Origin of the sequence: Arthrobacter sp. PM3 (assembly GCF_003352915.1) — a bacterium.
Lineage (GTDB): Bacteria > Actinomycetota > Actinomycetes > Actinomycetales > Micrococcaceae > Arthrobacter.
This window is the reverse complement of sequence record NZ_CP022314.1, coordinates 1,136,271-1,155,253: the sequence shown is the minus strand read 5'-3', so window position 1 is coordinate 1,155,253 and position 18,983 is coordinate 1,136,271. Positions and strand designations below refer to the sequence as shown.

Sequence of the window (18,983 nt, the reverse complement as noted above, 5' to 3'; positions counted from 1 at the left end):
CGCCATGAAGGCAGCCGCAGGGGACCGCATCATCGTCCGGGGGACCACGGTCGAGTCCGCGGACCGGCACGGACTGATCCTCGAAGTGAAGGGAGCCGACGGCGCGCCGCCGTACCACGTCAGGTTTGACGACGGCCACGAGACGATCATGTTCCCCGGCGGGGACTTCGTCGTCGAACGGCCCGGCAACGGCACCTAACGGCTGGCCGTTAAGCGCAGCTCGGCCGTTAAGCGCAGACCCGGCCGGGAAACGGACACAGCCTCAAAAACTCGACGAGCTCCCGGACCCGGAAAAGCTGCCGCCGCTGGAGCCATACCCGGTGGTGGTGCCGCCGCGGGCAGTGCTGACGCTGCTGACCCCGGTGCTGAGGCCTGAATTGAAGGTCGGCACCGAGAAGAAGTAGTAGGACGGGTACACCGTGCCGAGGATGCTTGGCTCCCAGGTGCGGCCGTACCTGGCCCCCGGCCGCGCCCCCGTCTGCGCGGCCTCCATCTCTTTGCGCATGAGGCCGGCTTCCTTTTCGTTGCGGGCGTAGGCGCCGATCACGGTTTCGGCGTGGTTTTTCAGGAGGTCTGACAGCCGGGTCCGGGCATCACGCAGCCGGTCCAGCGCCGTCTCGGGTGTGATGGTGCCGTCCGCGAGCTCTGCCGTCCAGCGTTCGAGATCGCTGCGGCTTTCGTCGCGGAAGGACCTCAGGGCGGCCGCGGTCGCCGATGAGCCCTCGCCGCGGCGCTGGCTGAGCAGTTCCTCGACGCCGTTCAGGTCACTGCGGAACGGGGCGAGCTGGTGCTCCCACGCGGCCGGCCACGCCGCGCCGCGGTTCAGCAGCGTGTTGGTGTCCGCGATGACGTCGTCCAGCGCGTCGAGTTCGGCCGCCGCATCGGCGTAGCTGCGGACAAGTTTCAGGTTGGGCCGGCGGCTCAGGTCCCGGCTGCTGAGGGCGTGGACCTGATTGGCTAACGCGGTGGCCGTGTTGTACCGGGCCAGGAAGGTGCGGTGCTTCTCCAGCACGGTGCTGCCGTACCGTGAGGACTCCGGAATGGTGCTGGCGTTGAGCTCGGTGACCTGCAGGTCCATGCTGACGTTCGCGTAGCTGGCGTCGCCGCGTTCGAGCTCCCTGCGGCAGGACACACGGGTGCGCCAGCGGACGATCAGCCAGGCGGCAGCGCCGCAGACCGCGGCGGCCACCGCCGCCCAGGCCGTCACGAGGAAGGCCGTGGACCGGTACCACGGCTGGTTGATGAGTTCGGCGCCGCGCCGGATCCCGGCAATCGTACCGTCGGTCCATTGGGCATCGCGGAGCAGCTCCTTGGACGCGTTCTGGATGTCCTCGCGCTGGTCGGGGGAGACCTTGCGGTCCTCGCCCATGTACGTCCCGACGTGCCGGCCCGTCGGGTCCAGGGCGAAGATGAACAGCCCGTCGGCCCATTTCTGCCCGTCGGGGCTGATCCATTCGGGGTGTTCGGCGCGGGCGAACCTGAGGACTTCCTCGTTGAGGTTGTCCGCGGCCGTGCCGTTGTAGGTGTACACCGCAACTTTGGTCGGCTGGTAGAAATCGGTGGCCTCGACGGCAGGCAGGAGCCGGTTGCGGTCCAGGACCCCGGCCCGGTCCTCGATCACGACGGCGGTCGGCGTCACGGCGAGCGCCGCGTGCGCTCCGCCCAGCACTCCGGCCATCAGCAGGACCGCGGCGGCGAGGGCCTTGCGCATGATTCCCATTTTTCGAGCGTAGTGGCTGGCCCCGGCCGCGTCGACGCTGACGCCACGGAACACGGGACGAAAGACATCATGACGGTGTCCGGGCCCGGCAGGCATACTGGCGGCATGAGCCCCCAGCCAGAAGGACCGCAGCCTGCAGCGCCGCCGGAACCGCCCGGGCCTGGGGACGTCAACCCGAGCCGGACCCTGTGGGCTGTCCTGGCCGTGATCGTGGTGATCGTGGTCGTGGCCCTGGCCGTGGTGCTCACCCGCGGGCAACCGGCGCCGTTGGCCGAGTCGAGCCCCGCAGGGGTCGTGCAGCGCTACGCCGCGGCGGTCATTGCCGGGGACGAGGGGGCCGCGTCCGCCTACCTGACGGCGGCGGCGCGGACCAGGTGCGGCAGCGAGGGCGCCCCTGCCGCCCGGAATCTGCGGGTCACTCTGGTCTCCACCACCGAGCGTCCGGAATCCGCGGACGTGCGGGTCCTGATCACCGTGTCCGAGCCGGGCGGCCCGTTTGGCAGCAGCGAATACCAGATCGAAGACGTGTTCGACCTCGTGCGCTCCGGGAACGGCTGGCTGATCGACAACGCGCCCTGGCAGCTGAGGGTGTGCCCGGGCCCGGTTAAGCCATGAGAACAGCCAAGCCATGAAAACGGCACGGCGATGAGCGCCCAGCGGACCGTGCGCCGCCTGATTACGTACGCGCTGCTGTTCGCGCTGGTGGTGATCACCGCCGTCGGGCTTGGCGGGCTGCTGGGCCGCCTGTTCGTGACGGGAACCGAGCTGGCGGTCGACGACGTCGCGGGGCTGGCGCGCTCGCTGGCCTTCGCCCTGATCGGCGGCCCGCTTGCGGCCCTCCTGTGGTGGACCGTGTGGCGGCGGCTTGATGACCCTGAGGAGCGGTCCTCCGTCGGCTGGGGCCTGTACCTGACCGGCATTTACATGCTGTCCCTGTTGATCGCCTCCACCAACCTGCTCAGCACGTTCGCCGACCTGATCGGCGCCCAGGGCCCGGAGTGGCGGTTATCGCTGGCCACCGGCCTGGTGTGGGCGGCGGTCTGGCTCTGGCAGCGGTGGATGTGGCGCCATCCGCGCAAGAACCCGACGGACCTGACGGACGTCCCCACGGTTCTGGGCGCGGTCCTGGGGCTCGTGCTGGGCGTGGGCGGCGCCGTTTCGGCCCTGTCCACACTGCTTGATGCCGCCCTCCGGGGAGCGGCGGCCGAGGCGTCGGTGGGAAAGCCCTGGTGGGTTTCGGCGCTGCAGTCGCTGGTCTGGGCAGCGGGCGGGAGCCTGATCTGGTGGTGGCACTGGCAGCACGAGGGCGGACGGAAGCTGCGCACCGGACTGGCCGACGTCGTGCTGATCGCCGTCGGAGTACTGGGTGCCGGGGTGCTGACGCTCACCGGCTCCGGGGTGGCGCTGTTCGTGTTCCTCCGGCTGCTGTTCGACCGGACGGAACCGCTGGAGCTGCTGCTGGAGCCCCTTGCACCGGCCGTGGCGGCGGCGTGCATCGGCTGCCTCGTCTGGGTCTATCACCGGAACATCGCGCGTACACGCTCGGAGGCCACCCTGCAAGGCGGGCGGCTGGTCACCTCGGGTGTCGCGCTGGTCGCGGCGGCATCCGGAATCGGCGTGATCGTCAACTCGGTCCTGGCTCTGGCGGCGACGCCGCTGGCGGTCAGCGGGGCGCGGACCCTGCTGCTGGGCGGCATCAGCTCGCTCCTGGTCGGCGGCCCCGTCTGGTGGCTCGCCTGGCGTCCACTGGCTCCGGCGGCGGGTACCGGCAGCGTAACGGCCACTGGACTCAACGCCCGGCGCATCTACCTGGTGGCCGTCTTCGGCCTGAGCGCCGTGGTTGCCGTGATCACCCTGCTGGTGATCGGGTTCAGGGTGTTCGAGTTCTTCCTGGGCGGCGTCAGCGGCGGGAGCCTCGTCGACCGGATCCGTGCCCCATTCGGGCTGCTGGTCGCCACGGGGCTCGTGTTCGGCTACCACTTTGCCGTCTGGCGGCAGGACCGTGCCGTGCTCGCGGCCGCCGGCCCGGTCCGGCCGCGGACCATCGGCCACGTGATTCTGGTGACGGCGGCCGACCCGGCACCGTTGCGCCGTGTGATCACGGAGGTCACGGGAGCGGACGTGATGGTCTGGCGGCGCGCAGACGCGCTGGTCTGGCGGCGCGCGGACGCCCTGGCGGGCGTCCAGGCGGCGGCCGGACCGCCGGCTCCCGCATCGGGAGTTGCGCCTGCGGTTGCGCCGGCGTCGCGGACTCCGGAGGACCGGCTGGCGGCCGCGCTGGAGGGTGTGTCGGCTCCCCGGGTGCTGGTCGTGGCCGATCCGCAGGGGCGGATCGACGTCATCCCCCTGCAGGCCTGAACAGTCTGCCTTGCGGCCGCAGGGGCCGGCCACCGCCTAGGATGGCGGCATGTCTACTTTCGAAGTCACGCGCAGCGCCGTCATTCCCGCACCGGCCGAGGACATCTTCCCGCTGGTCAACAACTTCCACGAATGGACCAAGTGGTCGCCGTGGGAGGCCGTTGATCCGGCCATGGAGCGGAGCTACTCCGGCAGTGAGTCAGGCATCGGTGCCAAGTATGCGTGGAGCGGCAACCGCAAGGCCGGCTCCGGCACGATGGAAATCGTGGACATCGCCGAGCCGCGCAGCATCAGGATCCGGCTCGAGTTCACCAAGCCGTTCAAAGCGGTGAACCCGACTACCTTCACGTTTACGCCGTCAGCCAGCGGCACCGATGTCACATGGACCATGACCGGAGAAAACAAGGGCCTCGGCAAAGTCTTTGCCCTGTTCATGAACATGGACAAGATGGTCGGTGCGGACTTCGAAAAGGGCCTGGCCTCGCTGGCCGGTGTCGTCGCGCAGCGGAAAGCCTAAGGGACCGGCCGGACTGCCGGGACGCCTGCAGGGAGGACTACGGGGCGGCCCGGACGAGTTCCGGGTGGTGGATCCGGGCGACCTCCGGGTGGGCGCGCAGCCAGCCTTTGAGCACGTTGGCGCCGTAGGAGGCGAGCATCGGGTTGTTCGGATCGTCGGTGATCCCCCGCGACCGGGCAGCGAGCGCGGGCGGAAGGGGCACCGGATCTATGACGGCGTCCAGCCGGGGCGACCAGAAGAACGGGATCGTATAGCGGTCGACGCCGGGCGGCGGCGCCTCGACGCGGTGGATGGTGGCGGCCAGGTAACCCTGGGTCGCGACTTCCAGCATCTCGCCGAGGTTGACAACCAGCGCCCCCGGAATCGGTTCCACCGGTATCCAGTCGGTGCTGCCCGGCGGGAGCACCTGCAGGCCGCCCACCTGGTCCTGGAGGAGCAGGGTGACGAATCCGTAGTCGGCGTGCGCGCCCACCCCCTGCGGCCCGGCGTCGGCGACGACGCCGCCGACATAGTGGACGAGCTTGGCCATCCAGGCCGGCGAGCCCCGGAAGGGCTCGGCGAAATAGTCCTCCGGCAGGTCCAGGGACACGGCGATGGCGGACAACAGTTCGGCCCCGACCCGGGACATGCGGTCCGCCCAGGCCATGCAAACGCTGCGCAGCCCGGGCAGCGACCGGTCCGGCATCAGATTGGGGCCCTGCACCAGCCAATACGGCTGCTCCGGCGGGTACTGTTCGACGGCGGGCCGCTCCGGTCCGAAGTCGAGCTGTTCCCGGGCGTCGGGCCGCCCCTGGGTGACCTCATGGCCCAGCCTGGTGTAGCCGCGGAAATGCGGGGAGAGCCGGTTGTCCAGCTCCAGCCTGGACTCAAGCGGGAGGTCGAAGAACTGCCGGGTGACTTCGAAGAGTTGTTCCACCTCCGCCGGGTCAGCCCCGTAGCCGGTCAACTGAAAGAAGCCCACCCGGTGCGTGGCATCGCGCAGTGCCTCGATAAACGCCGGGTCAAATGCGCCGTCCCGTCCCCTGGCTGCACTGAGGTCCAGAAGCGGAATCGAATCCGATGGTGCGTCCATGACTGCAAACTACCACCATGGCCCGCACTACTGAACTGTGCGCTCCAACCCCGGGCCCCGAACCGTGCGACGGGTCTGCCGCCGCCGGCGGCCGGGGAGCCGGACGTGCCGGTTCCCAGCTGTTGCCGAGGATCTTCGCGGGTTTTCTTGATCGCGGTGTGGCAGAGTTCAAGGACGAGTGCCGCCAACGAAACGCTGATCGGGTAACGAGAAAGCCGGAATCCATGCGCCGTAACACCACGAAAACCCAACGTCGGATAGCCGCGCAGCTGCTTGTGGCAGCCGTAGTGGCGGTGACAGCGGCCGCGTGCGAGACCTCGCCGCCCGGCACCCCCGGGAACTCCGGAACCCCCGGTTCGAGCGCCAGCGCCGGCGCCGGCACCGGTGCAGCGCCGGGCACCGGGGGCACGGCAACCGGGCAGGCCGGAGGGCGCCCGGGGCACATCTTCGTCATCAACCTCGAAAACAAGGGCTACAACAAAGTGTGGGGGTCCGGCTCCGACGCCCCGTACCTTTCCCGGACCCTGCGCGAGCAGGGCGTCCTGCTGTCCCAGTACTACGGGATCGCCCACAATTCGAACCCCAACTACCTCGCCCAGATCTCGGGGCAGGGGTCCAACGCCATGACCCGGGACGACTGCCCGACGTTCGCCCCGTTCGAACTGACCGGCACTGCCGCCCTCGGGCAGGCGGAGGGAACCGGCTGCGTGTATCCGGCCTCCGTACCCACGGTGGCCGGGCAGCTCAGCGCCGCCGGCAAGACCTGGAAGGGCTACATGGAGGACATGGGAACGCCGTGCCGGCACCCCGAACTCGGTGCGAAGGACACCAACCAGGCAGCCAAGGCCGGGGACCAGTACGCCACACGGCACAACCCGTTTGTGTACTTCGAATCCGTCACGTCGTCACCGGACTGCCAGAGCAACGTGGTGGATTTTGGCGCACTGGCCAGCGACCTGCAGTCCGTGGACACCACCCCGAACCTGGCCTACATCTCGCCAAATCTGTGCAATGACGGCCACGATAACCCCTGCGTCGACGGCAGTCCCGGCGGGCTTGCCGCCGCTGACACCTGGCTGAGCCAACAGGTCCCGGCGATCCTCGACTCGCCGGCTTTCAAGCAGGACGGGATGCTGGTCATTACCTTCGATGAGTCCGAAGGTAAGACGGTGGGGCCCGCAGAGTTGCTGCCCGGCGGGACGGCCGGAGGCAGGATCGGTGCACTTGTTGTCTCCCCGTTCACCCAGGGCGGCACGACGTCGGACCGGGCCTACAACCACTTCAGCCTCCTGGCCAGCATCGAGGACGCGTTCTCCCTCCCGCGCCTGGGCTACGCCGGGGCGCCGGGCCAGCACAGCTTCGGCGCCGACGTCTTCAACGCAGGCTCGTAGCCGTACTCAGCCAGGCAAAATGGAGGCCGCGCCCCGGCGGGCCGCTAAACTCCGGCGTTGTACACATCCAGCCCGAACCGGTTGAGGCCCGGCGTCCCCGCATACCCCAGGTACGGCAGGCCAAAGGTGTCTTCGATGCTGGCCAGCAGGCTGTAATGGTTGTAAGGGGTGGTGGACCACGTGCCGCCCTTCGTGAAGGGTGAGATCACGAGGGCGCCCACCCGGCCGCCGCCGGGGCCGGTGATGCCCGGTTCGGGGGTGTTGGGGCCGGCCGTTTCGGCGCAGCAGGCGGTGGCGTCGGACTGGGGCCCGTCGGATTCGTCGAAGGTGATCACCAGGACACCGTCCTGCTTGAAGGCCGGGGAGGCAGTGATGGCCGGCACCCACTGCCTGAGCCACTCGTCGGCGCTCGCCAGGCCGCCCGGTTGCCCGTCCACGCAGGGGGAGTCGTGGCCGTCGTGGCAGAGGTTCGGCGTGATCATGGACAGGTTGGGTGTTGTGGTGGCCGATGCGAGGTCCGTTTTCAGGACGCCGAGGTCGACGTCGTTCGTGGCGCAATCCGGTGAGCCGGTAATCCCGGCGAAGTAGACAAACGGATTGTGGCGGGCCGCGTACTGGTCGCCGACCCTGGCCTTCTGTGTATCGTCCACCGCGCCCAGGGCCGGATGCCGGCACGGGGTGCCCATGTCCTCCATGTACCCCTTCCACGTCTTGCCCGCCGCGGTGAGCTGGCCGGCGACGGTGGGAACGCTGGCCGGGAAGACGCAGCCGTCGCCCACGGCCTGGCCCTGGTCGGCCGTCCCGGTCCCGACGAACGGCGAGTAGGTCTGGCAGTCGGCCTGCATCTGCGGGTTGGGGCCCTGGCCGGAAATCTGCGCCACGTAGTTCGGCTGGGAGTTGTGGGCCGTGCCGTAGTACTGGTTGAGCAGCACGCCCTGGGCGCGCAGGGTCGTGGACAGGTACGGGGCGGCGGATCCCGGTCCCCAGGTGGAGTCGTAGCCCTTGTTCTCGAGGTTGATGACGAAGACGTGCTTGGCGCCCGGCAGGTAGCCCTGGCCCTGGGTCGCCGCCGGGGCACTCGCTGTGGCAGCGGGTTGGGCCAGTGCGCCGCCGGCCGCGGCGGCGAGCAGGACCATGGCCGCGGTGCAGGCCCGCAGGGCCAGCCGGAGTCCGCGCTTGCGGTGTCCTGCGGGCGTCGTCGGGTGATCCGTGGTGTTCAAGGCAGTTTCCATCCGTCGGCGAGTGCTTTCTGTTTCAGTCCGGACCATTCCTCGGCCGGGGGCGGTCCTACAGGTGCGCAGGCGGGCCCGGCCACGAACGGCGGAACAAGGTACGTGGGTGCGGTCAGGTTGGCCGGTGCGCCGAAGTCCAGGACTTCGGCGATGTTCCGCGCTGCCTTGTCGCGCGGGGTCAACGGAGCCAGGTTCCAGCGCCATTCGATGGCTTTGAGCACGGACGTGTGGTCGTAGGCGTCGTGGGCGACATACCGGCGCCGGGCGCGGGGCGAGACCACCAGGGAGGGAACCCGGAAGCCGCGCAGGGCTGTGGCCGGGCTGGTGTCCGGGGCCGTCGCCGGTGGGACGTGGTCGTAGAACCCGCCCCACTCGTCGTAGTTGATCACCAGCATCGTGTTGGCCCAGCCCGGGCCCGCAGTCACCGCGTTGTAGACCTCTGCGAGGAACGTCTCGCCGGAGCGGATGTCCGCGTGCGGGTGGTCGTCACCGGAGGTTCCCGAGCCCTCGTCGGTGAAGCGCGGATCCACAACGGACACGGCGGGCAGCGTCCCCGCGGAACAGTCGGAGAGGAACCCGGAGTAGTGGTGCGAGATGCCCTGGTACTTGGCGCCCCACAGTGCAGTGAAGGGGATGTCGCCGTAGTAGTACTTGCCGGACACCCCGGCGGCGGCCAGCCGGTCCCAGATGGTCGGCAGCGCGCTGGTGGCCGTTGAGTTATGGATCCGGTCGGTAGTGGCGGCGTGCTGGTAGAAACGGTTCGGGTAGGTTTCGGCCATGGTGGCCGCGAAGTACCGGTCGCAGACCGTCCAGTCGGGGCCGGCCTGCCGCCAGAAGTCGAGGTCGGCGGCGTCGTAGTAGCCGACGGCGAACTCGTCGTTCTCGCCGGCGCGGAGCCAGCCGTCGTTTTTGCCGTTGTTGTACTGGATCCGGCCGCCCTCGTAGGAATGGTCCGGATCCGGATGGCCGCAGCCCTGGAAGTCCGTCAGGCGGTGGGTCGAGTGCGGGATGCCGTAGCGGTCGATGTAGCTCAGCCCGGGCTGTTTCCCGTCGGCCCCCGGCAGCCAGCCGAGGAAGTGGTCGAAGGAGCGGTTCTCCATCATCACGACGACGATGTGGTCGATTCCGGAGGCTGCGGGTGCCGGCAGCGCGGGCGTGGCGGCTGTTGCCGCCCGGAGCGTGCTGCCGGTGGCCAAGGCGGTGGCCGTTGCCGTTCCGGCGGTCAGAAATGTGCGTCTGGAAAAGTTCACGCCCAGCAGTAGATCACGCCAAAGTTAAGATAAGGGTGCTTTCTATGCCGGGTTCACCGCTTGTTCACCGGGTGTTCTTTCCGGGTGCGCTTACCGGGCCGGCGCCTACGTACCGGCCGGACCCGAACCGTTCCCGGATGCTTCCTGGCCGTATTCCGCCGAGATCAGGATGGGGAGGTGGTCCGAGGCGCCGCGGGGCAGCGTCTCCACGCTTTCAATTTCCAGCCCCTGCGACGTGGCGAAGTCGAAGTGGCCCTTGAAGACCTTGTAGCGGGTGTAGGTCCGGCGGTCGCTGAGCGAGAGGTCGTAGCCGGCGTCCTTCATCTGCGCAGTCAGGGACTTGGTGAAGAACGGGTAGTTGAAGTCACCGACCATCAGCGACATCAAGCCGCCGCCCATGCTCAGGAGCTCCGCGTGGGCGGCATGGATCTGGTTGCGCCGCAGCGAGTTCGACGCCGTCAGCGGCGCTGCGTGGAAGGACGCGATGACGAGTTCGTGGTCGGTTTCGTTGTCCATGACGCGGGTGCCGATGAGCCGCTCGTGCGCGGGGGCCAGGACCCGGTCGTGCAGGGACTTCTTCAACGCGAACGTTTTGGTGTCGAAGGCCGTGAAGCGGTCCTTGCGGTAGTAGATCGCCAGCCCCAGCCGGTTGCCTCGGGTGGCGTCGGCCAGGTGCAGATTGCCGATGGTGGCCGGCAGGTCCTCGGTGTCGCACTCCTGGAGGCACAAAGCATCAACTTCGAAATCGCGGGCCAGATCGACCAGCTCACCACTGGCCTTGTGCTTGCGGAGGTTGTAGCTGATGACTCGGATCAGGAGGGCACCCCTTCGGTAAATAGTCGCGGACGCTGGGATCGAGTCTACCCAGTCCGGCTGGCCGAACGCTGAATATTGAGCATGGCGTCCGCAGCGGACGCCGGGCGGTCGGCGCCTGAGGCGATAGGGTGGTCTGGAATTCTCCGATGGAAGCTGCGAAAGGTCGACGTTGACTGCTGAACTGCCTGTTCTGGCCGAGGGCGATTCCTACTACCAGGTGCTGGGGGAAGGGCGGTTCCGTTCCACGATCCACGCGCAGGGTGCCTGGAATGAACACGAGCAGCACATGGCCCCCGCGTCCGGCATCATGGCCGACTGCCTGGCCAGGCATGAGCCGCGGGAGGACATGCGCATGGCCCGGATCAGCTACGAGATCCTTGGCCTTATCCCCGGCGGGGAGTTTGAAGTGGTGACCTCGACGCTCCGTCCCGGCCGGACCATCGAGCTGGTGCAGGCCGAGCTCGTGGCGGCCGGACGCACGGCGATCCGGGCCACCGCCTGGCGGATGATCACCTCGGACACCTCCGCGATCGCGGCGTTCGAGGATCCGCGGATCCCTGCGCCGGAGGACTGCGAACCGTACGACGCCGCGGAAATCTGGCCCGGCGGCTACATCGCCTCGCTCCACATGCGGATCGCCGCCGGCCACCGCGCAGGCTCCGGCACGGTGTGGCTGCACACCGACCACCCGCTGACCGACCGTGCCGACAGCGGTGACCTCGCCCGGCTGATCGGGCTCGTGGACACAGCCAACGGCATCGCCGCCCGCGTCCCGCCGGGCAAGGGCAGCTACGCCTTTCCCAATCTGGATCTGCAGGTCCACATGTACCGGCAGCCGGAGGGGGAGTGGCTGGGCCTGGACAACGAGGTCTCGTTCGGCACGGACGGGATCGGGCTGACCTCCACCGTGCTGCACGACCTCACCGGACCGTTCGGCCGCGCCGAGCAGATCCTGACGCTGCGGAAGTCCTGACCCGGCGCCAATCCTGACCCTGGCGGGTCCTAGCTCGTGTGGAAGACCAGCCAGCCGGCCAGGGTGGCCAGGGCCGTCAGAACGGCGCCCCACAGGATGTCGATGATGATCAGCTGCCACGGCCAGGTCCTGAGCGTGGCGGCGTTGGTCAGATCGTAGGTGGCGTAGCCGAACACGCCCAGGGCGGCGCCGTAGCCGACGGCGGTGAGCCAGGTGCCGCCGTCGAGCGCCGGGCCCAAGGCGAAGAACACGATCCCTGCAATGTAGATCACGTAGAACACCACCGCGTACCCTAGATTGGGCTTGTCGGCCAGCAGGTCACCGATCTGGCGGCGGTAGAACGGGTTCATCGTCTTGAGCCAGATGGCATCGATGACGGCGAACGCGGCCGCTACGACGAGGAATTGCAGGATGACCATAAGGGAGCATAACAACATGCCGCAGGCACCGGCCGGACCCCGGACACTGACGTTGGTCCGGCAGGAAGAATCCCTCGGCGCCGCCGCCGACCTCGACTTCGCCCTCGGGCTGCTCCAGAAGGTCAAGGCCGGCGCGCTGGGTCCCACTCTGCGGCTCTACCGCCCGGTTCCCACGGTGGCGTTCGGGCAGCGCGACACGCACCTGCCCGGGTTCGAGGCCGCAGCCGCTGCCTGCCGGGAGCAGGGCTTCGAGCCCCTGGTCCGCAAAGCCGGGGGCCGCGCCGCCGCGTACCACCAGGGAACGCTGGTCATCGATCACCTGGAACCCGACGCCGACGCGATCGCCGGGGCCAAGGGCCGCTTTGCGTTGTTTGGCGAACTGCTCGCCCGGGCGCTGCGCGACGCGGGCGTGGATGCCGGCGTCGGCGAGATCCCGGGGGAATACTGCCCCGGCGAATTCAGCGTGCACGGCACCGACCCGCAGGTCCCGGAGCGCCGGATTAAACTGGTAGGCACGGCCCAGCGGGTGGTCGCCGGCGGCTGGCTCTTCAGTTCAGTGATCGTGGTGGAGAATTCCGCCCCGATCCGCGCTGTCCTGGAGGCCAGCTACGCCGCGCTCGGCCTGGAGTGGGACCCGGCGACGGCGGGGGCGGCCGATGACCTCGTGCCGGGACTCGACGTCGCTGCCATCGAGGCCGCCGTGGTCGCCGCCTACGGCCGCTACGCCGCGCTCAGCAAAGCGGACTTCGCGAGCCTGCTGTAGCCGCGGCCCCGTAAGCCGTCCCTGTCAGCTCTGCCCCCGGCCGGCCCCGCCGGCCTGGACAGGGTCCCGGGGTACGTTGTGCCCGGGTGCAAGGTAGTTGCCCAGCCGGGCGTATTTCCCGAGCCGTCCGGTGAGCAGCCCGGCGGTCCCGGCCCCGGCGAGGGCGGCGAGCTCGTATTCGATCGCGAGGCCGAGGCGCCGGCAAAACGCTTGCGCCTCGTGTGCGGCGTCGGGCCGTTCGTCCACGAGGTGCTCCACGAGCCCTGCCGCGTACAGGGATGCGACGTTGACGCCCTGGGCCGCGGACATCGCCGGTGCGAAGTCGGTGCTCCGGTGGACGATTGCGCTGGCGCCCTCCGGCGGCAGGGGAGACAGCCAGGCATGCTGGGCCGCGATGGTCCGGTCCGCGGGAAGCAACGCCAGGGCACCACCGCCGGCGCCCTGGCCGAGCAGGACGGACACCGTGGGAACGTTCAGCCCGATCAGGTCATGCAGGGAACGGGCGATCTCGCCGGCCAGGCCGCCTTCCTCGGCCTCCGGGGACAGGGCCGCGCCGGCCGTATCGATGACGGTGAGCAGCGGCAGCCGGAGTTCTTCGGCCAGATGCATGCCGCGGCGTGCCTCCCGCAGCGACGCCGGGCCCATCGCCGTCGGCCGCCCGGGTTTGGGCCGGGTGTGGCCGATCACCACGCAGGATTCCGCACCGAAACGGGCCAGGGCCAGCTGCAGACCGGGATCCTTTTCGCCCTGGCCGGTGCCGTGGAGCGGCAGGACATCCCGGGCGCCGTGGGCCAGCAGTTGCCGCAGATCCGGACGGCGCGGATCGCGGGAGATGCCGATCGATTCCCAGGCGCCGATGCGGGACGGCATCACGGACAGCGTCGCCGGGGGCGCCGGCAGCGGGCCCGGGCCGGTGGCCAGGATGCGCAGCGCACAGTCGAGGACGCCGGAGAGCTGACCGGGCGGGACCACCGCGTCGATCAGCCCCTTGTCGAAGAGGTTTTCGGCGCTCTGGATGCCCGCGGGGAACGGCTCGCCGTGCAGGGCCTCGTAGACCCGGGGGCCGAGGAAGCCGAGCAGGGCGCCGGGCTCGGCGGCGGTGATGTGGCCGAGGGAGCCCCACGAGGCCATGACGCCGCCGGTGGTGGGATGCCGCAGGTAGACCAGGTAGGGCAGTCCGGCCTGCCGGTGGGTCCGCACGGCCGCGGTGATTTTCACCATGGACAGGAACGCGATGGTTCCTTCCTGCATCCGGGTGCCGCCCGAGGCCGGCCCTGCGAGCAGGGGCAGGCCTTCACGGGTGGCGCGCTCGACGGCGGCAACGATCCGTTCCGCCGCGGCCTGGCCGATGGAGCCGGCGAGGAACCGGAATTCACTGACGACGACGGCCACGCGGCGGCCGCGGATCCGGCCTTCGCCGGTGAGGACGGATTCGTCCACACCGGTCTTGGCCCGGGCCGCGGCCAGTTCCTCCCGGTAGGCTGCGTCCGGAGCCGGATCGGTCACCGCGGTGTCCCAGCTGCGGTAGGAGCCGGGATCCAGGACGGCTGCGATGAGGCCGGCGGCGTCCAGACGCCGCATATTCTGTTCCAGTCTCGTGCTCACCGGCCTTCCCCCCGGCCGGATCCGCCCGCTGCGGAGAGCCCCAGCCATTGCCGGATCCGGTCCCCGTCCTGGTCCAGCAGCGGCGGAGCCGTGTGGGCCTGGAGGGTGGTTTCTGCGGTGTCGGCGGACGCGAAGAACCGCAGCGGCGGCCCCGGCAGGCTCACATTGCCCAGGACCTTGTGGTCCACGTCAATCACCAGGCCCTGGGAATGCACCTGATCCCACGCGTACACCTCGTCCAGAGTCCGGACCTTGCCGGCCGGGATCCCGGCGTCGTTGAGTTTGGCCAGCAGCGGTCCGGCGTCGTAGTCCGAGAACACGCGCTCCACCTCTTCGATCACCTTTTCCCGGTTCCGGACGCGGTCCGCGTTGGTGGCGAATTCCGGCCGGGTGTCGATCCCGAACGTGGCGGCGAACGTGGCCCAGAGTTTCTCGCTGCCCACGCTGATCTGCACCCGGCCCCGCCGGCAGCGGAACAGTCCGTAGGGGGCGATTGAGGGGTGGTGGTTGCCCTGGGCCCGGGGAACTTCGCCGGCCACAGTGGCGCGCGTGCCCTGGAAGGCGTGGACCCCGATCAGGGCCGCCAGCAGGGACGTGCGGACGATCTGCCCGCGGCCGGTCCGTTCCCGCTGCAGCAGGGCCGCGAGCGTGCCGAAGGCGCCGTACATGCCGGAGAGCAGATCGGCGATGGGCACCCCCACGCGCTGGGGATCGTCCGGTCCGGAGCCGGTGAGGGACATCAGCCCGGCTTCACCCTGCAGGATCTGGTCGTAGCCGCTGCGCCGGGATTCCGGCCCGTCGTGGCCGAAGCCGGTGATGGACAGGATCACCAGGCGCGGGTTCAGGGCATGCATCCCGGCGGCGGAGAACCCGAGCCGGTCCAGGACGCCGGGGCGGAAGTTCTCGATCACGACGTCGGCGCGTTCGAGCAGTTTACGCAGGACGGTCCGCCCGTCGTCGCTCTTCAGGTCCAGGGCGATGGACTCCTTGTTGCGGTTGCAGGACAGGAAGTAGGTGGCCTGGGGATCGTCCTCGGGGCCCACGAACGGCGGGCCCCAGCCGCGGGTGTCATCCCCGGTGCCCGGGTTTTCGACCTTGATGACCCGCGCTCCGAGGTCTGCCAGCATCATTGCCGCGTGCGGGCCGGCGAGGGCGCGGCTCAGGTCCACCACCAGGTAGCCGGACAGCGGGCCTTCGGGCCGGGGCGTTGGTTCAGTGCTCATGACGGATGTTCCTTCTTTTGCTAGTGGGCTGCCGGTGTTGTGGCGGGTTGATGAGAGTGGCGGCCGCATCCCGGCCGGTCACATCCAGCCGGGGACCACCATGACCAGCCAGGCGATGGCGGGTCCGGCGGCGACGACGACGCCGCTGTAGGCCAGGATCTGCTTGTAGAACTTGTCCTTGTCCACGTCCTCGGAGGCGTTGGCGAGCACCAGGGCCCCGTTGGTGGAAAACGGGGATACGTCAACGATGGTGGCGGCGACGGCCAGGGCCGCGATCAGCCCGACGGCACCGATCTCGCCCGTGGCGAGGAACGGGACGGCCAGCGGGATGAGGGCCGCGAGGATGGCGGTGGACGAGGCGAAAGCGGAAACCACGGCGCCGATGTAGCAGATCACCAGGGCCGCGAGCAGCGGCATGCCGAGGCCGGCCACGCCGTCGGAGACAAACTTGATGGTGCCGGCTTCCTCCAGGACACCAACGAACGTGAGCATGCCGCAAATGAGCAGGACGGTGGACCAGCTGATCTTGTTCACGGCGCCCTTCTGGGCGGCCGGCGAGACGAGCGCCAGGATGATGGCGATGGTGATGGAGACGAATCCGACGTCCACCTTGAATCCCAGCGAGATGACCGCGAGGGCGATCAGGCCCAGGACGGTCACGAACTGCGGGACATTGGCGCGGGCGCCGCTCGAGGCCGCAGCCGGGTCTCCGGCCTGGACCGGGCCCGAGGTCCCCTTGCCGGTCACGCCTGACGAAGAGATGTCCGAGCCCGAACCCTGAAGGGTGACGCCGGCCGCCCGGGTCCCGACGCTGACGGCGATCCGCGACTCCGCTGCCTGCTCTACGAGTCGTCCGGTCTTGGTGGTAAGCAGCTTGCTGCCGCCCAGGACCATAAAGAGCACCGCGGCGATGGCGAGGTTGAAGAGAAAGCTGGCGAGGAAGATCGCCATGGGGTTGGCCTCAAGCTGCGTCTTGGCGATGATGCCGTTGACCGTGACGCCGTAGACGGCGATGGGGGAGAAGCCGCCGGCCTGGGCGCCGTGGATGACCATCATGCCCATCATCAGCGGATTGATTTTGTACCTGGCGGCGAAGCTGAGGGCGATCGGCGCGATGATCGCAACGGCGGCCGGGGAGAGGGCGCCGACGGCGGTAATCACCGCGGTGATGGCGAACATGACCCACGGGATCAGGGCCACTTTGCTGCCCACCAGCCGCACGGCGCCCCGGACCAGCAGGTCAATCGTCCCGTTGTTCTGGGCAATTGCGAACAGGTAGGTGACTCCGACGATCGTCAGGAACAGGCCGCCGGGGAAGTTGGCCAGGATGTCGGCCGTGGACATGCCGAGCACGACAGAACCCAGCACGAAGGCTCCGACAAAGGCCAGGGCGCCCATGTTGAGGGGCAGCACCGTGGCCAGGAGAAACATCACCGCCAGGATGATGATGGACAGGACGGGAGCGGACATCGTTGTTCCTCCGGATTAAAGTGGATGACGGACTGGCTTAGTGGCCTAGCCTCCTAGACACTAGGTCTCTTTGTCAATAGTTCTCCGGTAGTCTTGGGCATCAGGACAGGGTGGAAGGACACGCATGGCAAAGCAGTCGGCAACAACGCACCAGATTTCCCGCGTTTCGCGGCCCCGGCTCTACGAGCAGCTGGTGGAGCAGATCATGGACTTCATCGAGTCCGCCCAGCTGGGTCCGGGCGATACGCTGCCGGCCGAGCGGGAGCTTGCCGAGCGGCTGGGGGTTTCGCGGGCCACGCTCGCGCAGGCCCTGGTGGCCTTGGAGGTCCTCGGCGTGATCGACGTCCAGCACGGCACCGGAGCGGTGCTGGTCTACCGGCCCAACGTCCCGTCCGTGATCAAGGGGCTCCGCGAGCACCGCAGCCGGCTGCCCGAGATCGTCGAAGCGCGCAGCACTCTGGAGGTCAAGCTTGCCGAGCTCGCCGCCGCCCGGCGCACCGGGCAGGACATGGCCGCCATCGATCACGCCCTCGAGGCCATGGCCGATGAAGTCGCCTCGGGGGACCGGGGCGCGCGCGGCGACGAGCTCTTCCACCAGGCCGTGACCGCGGCGGCGCATTCGGCCGTCCTGGCCCAGCTGATGACGTTCATTGCCGGCATGGTGCTGGAGACCCGGCTCGAATCCCTCGGGCAGCCCGGCCGGCCGGAGCAGTCGCTCGCCTCCCACCGCAAGATCGCCGAAGCGATCCGGGCCAAGGACCCCGCGGCCGCGGCGGCGGCGATGCTGGAGCACATCGACCTCGTCTCCGATGTGGCCCTGCTGAAGAACAGCTAAGGCCCATGGGCGCCACCCCTGCCTTTGCCCCGCCGTGCGGTCCCGTCACCGGGTGGCTGGACGGCGACGTCGTGCGGGCCACCGGCATCCCCTACGCCACCGCGGAGCGGTTCGCGCCGCCCGTGCCCGCAGCGGATTGGTCGGAAGTCTTCCCGGCAACCGCCCTCTCCCCGGCCTGCCCCCAGGCACCGGTGCCGTTCCTGGACGACGTGCTGGGCACCCGCTACGGCGAACTTCCGGGCGACGAACACTGCCAGCGCCTGTCCATTACGCTGCCCGCCGACCGTCACGAGGGCGAGCGGCTGCCGGTGATGGTGTGGCTGCACGGCGGGTCCTACACGTCCGGCTCCGGTGACCTGGCGATCTTCGACCCGGCACCCCTCGTTGCGGAGACCCGCGTCATCGTGGTCTCGGTGACCTACCGGCTGGGGCTGTTCGGATATCTGGCAACCGGCAAGGGCAGGCCCGCGAACCTCGGCCTCCAGGACCAGGTCGAGGCGTTCCGCTGGGTGCAGCGCAACATTGCGGCGTTCGGCGGCGACCCGGGGCGCGTGACCGCCTTCGGGCAGTCTGCCGGGGCCGACGCCGTCGCGCATCTGATGGCCACGCCGGACGCGGCGTCGCTGTTCCAGCGGGCCATCATCCAAAGCGCGCCGCTGGGACTCTCCCGCGGGCGGGAGAAGATGAACGCCGCCATGGGCATCGCCGCGGAGGCGGTCACGGAGTCCACCCCGGCCATGGACGTCGTGGCCCTCGAGGCGGGTGTCGCGCACGCGGCCCGGAAGTTCGGGCTCAGGGCGGCCATGCCGTTCGGGACCCAGTACGGGCATGCACCCCTGCCCGCGGAATCCGGGATCGCGGAGGCCTGGAACGCGGCTGCCCCGGGGATTGAGATCCTGATCGGCCATACAGCGGAGGAAGCCCGGCTGTTCTTCCCGCGCAACCCGTACTTGAATCGCGTGGGCCGCATTCCGGCGGTCGGCAGTGCGCTGCTCAAAGCCGTTAACCGGGTGGTCACGGAGCTGGTCTACGGCAAGTCGGCGAGGCAATTTGCACGGCGGCATGTGCGCGCGGGCGGAACGGCCCACAGCTACGTGCTGTCCTGGCGCGCACCGGGAAATCCCTACGGCGCGGCGCACACGGTCGATCTGCCCCTGCTGTTCGGCCACCAGCGGACGTGGGAGGCCGCGGGGCTGCTGGCCGGGGCCAGCTGGGATGACATCAACGCCACGGGACGTGCGATGCGGGCCCTGTGGGCGAAGTTCGCCCGCGGGGAGAGCCTGGGGGCGCGGGGCGAAATCCCGGACACGCTCCGGTACCGCTCAGTCTGAGGCGGGCA

The 18,983-nt window shown here is 69.3% G+C and carries 18 protein-coding genes; 9 read left to right on the top strand and 9 right to left on the bottom strand.

Annotated features, from left to right (window positions below):
* Positions 1 to 4 precede the first annotated feature (4 nt).
* Positions 5 to 199 carry a DUF1918 domain-containing protein gene (locus CFN17_RS05340; RefSeq protein ID WP_208750316.1) on the top strand — a complete coding sequence of 65 codons (195 nt, stop codon included), beginning with the start codon at positions 5 to 7 and terminating at the stop codon, positions 197 to 199.
* A gap of 63 nt (positions 200 to 262) precedes the next feature.
* On the opposite strand, the gene CFN17_RS05335 is transcribed toward CFN17_RS05340, so the two are convergent.
* Positions 263 to 1,720, bottom strand: coding sequence for a DUF5129 domain-containing protein (locus tag CFN17_RS05335; RefSeq protein WP_208750315.1), 1,458 nt, complete (start codon positions 1,718 to 1,720; stop codon positions 263 to 265).
* Positions 1,721 to 1,825: 105 nt separating this feature from the next.
* On the opposite strand from CFN17_RS05335, the gene CFN17_RS05330 reads away from it, so the two are divergent.
* The 3 genes from CFN17_RS05330 to CFN17_RS05320 are packed head-to-tail and all read left to right on the top strand — an operon-like array spanning position 1,826 to position 4,595.
* On the top strand, positions 1,826 to 2,335 hold the full coding sequence (locus tag CFN17_RS05330) for a hypothetical protein (RefSeq protein ID WP_208750314.1): 510 nt from the start codon (positions 1,826 to 1,828) through the stop codon (positions 2,333 to 2,335).
* A 30-nt stretch (positions 2,336 to 2,365) separates the two neighbouring features.
* Positions 2,366 to 4,078: a DUF5671 domain-containing protein gene (locus CFN17_RS05325; protein ID WP_208750313.1), complete on the top strand. Its 1,713-nt coding sequence runs from the start codon at positions 2,366 to 2,368 to the stop codon at positions 4,076 to 4,078.
* Between the two features lie 49 nt (positions 4,079 to 4,127).
* Entirely contained in the window at positions 4,128 to 4,595 is a 468-nt protein-coding gene (locus CFN17_RS05320; protein ID WP_208750312.1) for an SRPBCC family protein, read from the top strand.
* A gap of 37 nt (positions 4,596 to 4,632) precedes the next feature.
* Here the strand turns inward: CFN17_RS05320 and CFN17_RS05315 are convergent, their stop codons facing one another.
* Positions 4,633 to 5,667 (bottom strand): isopenicillin N synthase family oxygenase, encoded by a 1,035-nt coding sequence (locus tag CFN17_RS05315; RefSeq protein ID WP_208750311.1) that lies wholly within the window; start codon positions 5,665 to 5,667, stop codon positions 4,633 to 4,635.
* Positions 5,668 to 5,891: 224 nt separating this feature from the next.
* Here CFN17_RS05315 and CFN17_RS05310 point away from each other — a divergent pair, with 224 nt between their 5' ends.
* The gene (locus tag CFN17_RS05310) at positions 5,892 to 7,058 is read left to right on the top strand and encodes an alkaline phosphatase family protein (protein ID WP_261792374.1); all 1,167 of its coding nucleotides are present in this window, start codon (positions 5,892 to 5,894) and stop codon (positions 7,056 to 7,058) included.
* Between the two features lie 44 nt (positions 7,059 to 7,102).
* Here CFN17_RS05310 and CFN17_RS05305 read toward each other — a convergent pair whose 3' ends face one another.
* The 3 genes from CFN17_RS05305 to CFN17_RS05295 all read right to left on the bottom strand — a co-directional run bounded on the left by CFN17_RS05305 (position 7,103) and on the right by CFN17_RS05295 (position 10,353).
* Positions 7,103 to 8,278 (bottom strand): alkaline phosphatase family protein, encoded by a 1,176-nt coding sequence (locus CFN17_RS05305; protein WP_261792373.1) that lies wholly within the window; start codon positions 8,276 to 8,278, stop codon positions 7,103 to 7,105.
* Entirely contained in the window at positions 8,275 to 9,540 is a 1,266-nt protein-coding gene (locus CFN17_RS05300) for an alkaline phosphatase family protein (protein WP_208750310.1), read from the bottom strand. Before CFN17_RS05300 ends, CFN17_RS05305 begins: the two co-directional genes overlap by 4 nt.
* A 105-nt stretch (positions 9,541 to 9,645) precedes the next feature.
* Positions 9,646 to 10,353 (bottom strand): endonuclease/exonuclease/phosphatase family protein, encoded by a 708-nt coding sequence (locus tag CFN17_RS05295; RefSeq protein WP_208751346.1) that lies wholly within the window; start codon positions 10,351 to 10,353, stop codon positions 9,646 to 9,648.
* Positions 10,354 to 10,525: 172 nt separating this feature from the next.
* On the opposite strand from CFN17_RS05295, the gene CFN17_RS05290 reads away from it, so the two are divergent.
* Positions 10,526 to 11,329 (top strand): thioesterase family protein, encoded by an 804-nt coding sequence (locus tag CFN17_RS05290; RefSeq protein WP_208750309.1) that lies wholly within the window; start codon positions 10,526 to 10,528, stop codon positions 11,327 to 11,329.
* Positions 11,330 to 11,358: 29 nt separating this feature from the next.
* On the opposite strand, the gene CFN17_RS05285 is transcribed toward CFN17_RS05290, so the two are convergent.
* Entirely contained in the window at positions 11,359 to 11,748 is a 390-nt protein-coding gene (locus CFN17_RS05285) for a DUF2177 family protein (RefSeq protein WP_208750308.1), read from the bottom strand.
* Between the two features lie 16 nt (positions 11,749 to 11,764).
* Between CFN17_RS05285 and CFN17_RS05280 the strand changes: the two genes are divergently transcribed.
* Positions 11,765 to 12,511, top strand: a complete 747-nt coding sequence (locus tag CFN17_RS05280) for a lipoyl protein ligase domain-containing protein (protein ID WP_208750307.1) — start codon at positions 11,765 to 11,767, stop codon at positions 12,509 to 12,511.
* Positions 12,512 to 12,535: 24 nt separating this feature from the next.
* Here CFN17_RS05280 and CFN17_RS05275 read toward each other — a convergent pair whose 3' ends face one another.
* The 3 genes from CFN17_RS05275 to CFN17_RS05265 all read right to left on the bottom strand — a co-directional run bounded on the left by CFN17_RS05275 (position 12,536) and on the right by CFN17_RS05265 (position 16,809).
* Positions 12,536 to 14,092 (bottom strand): acetyl-CoA carboxylase carboxyltransferase subunit alpha/beta, encoded by a 1,557-nt coding sequence (locus CFN17_RS05275; protein ID WP_261792438.1) that lies wholly within the window; start codon positions 14,090 to 14,092, stop codon positions 12,536 to 12,538.
* A 20-nt stretch (positions 14,093 to 14,112) separates the two neighbouring features.
* Positions 14,113 to 15,339, bottom strand: a complete 1,227-nt coding sequence (locus CFN17_RS05270; protein ID WP_208750305.1) for a CaiB/BaiF CoA-transferase family protein — start codon at positions 15,337 to 15,339, stop codon at positions 14,113 to 14,115.
* Between the two features lie 78 nt (positions 15,340 to 15,417).
* Entirely contained in the window at positions 15,418 to 16,809 is a 1,392-nt protein-coding gene (locus tag CFN17_RS05265) for an SLC13 family permease (protein ID WP_208750304.1), read from the bottom strand.
* Positions 16,810 to 16,933: 124 nt separating this feature from the next.
* Between CFN17_RS05265 and CFN17_RS05260 the strand changes: the two genes are divergently transcribed.
* Together CFN17_RS05260 and CFN17_RS05255 are read left to right on the top strand one after the other, a co-directional pair.
* Complete coding sequence (locus tag CFN17_RS05260; RefSeq protein WP_208750303.1) at positions 16,934 to 17,644, top strand: FadR/GntR family transcriptional regulator; 711 nt, start codon at positions 16,934 to 16,936, stop codon at positions 17,642 to 17,644.
* Between the two features lie 5 nt (positions 17,645 to 17,649).
* Entirely contained in the window at positions 17,650 to 18,975 is a 1,326-nt protein-coding gene (locus CFN17_RS05255) for a carboxylesterase family protein (RefSeq protein ID WP_208750302.1), read from the top strand.
* Positions 18,976 to 18,983: the final 8 nt, after the last annotated feature.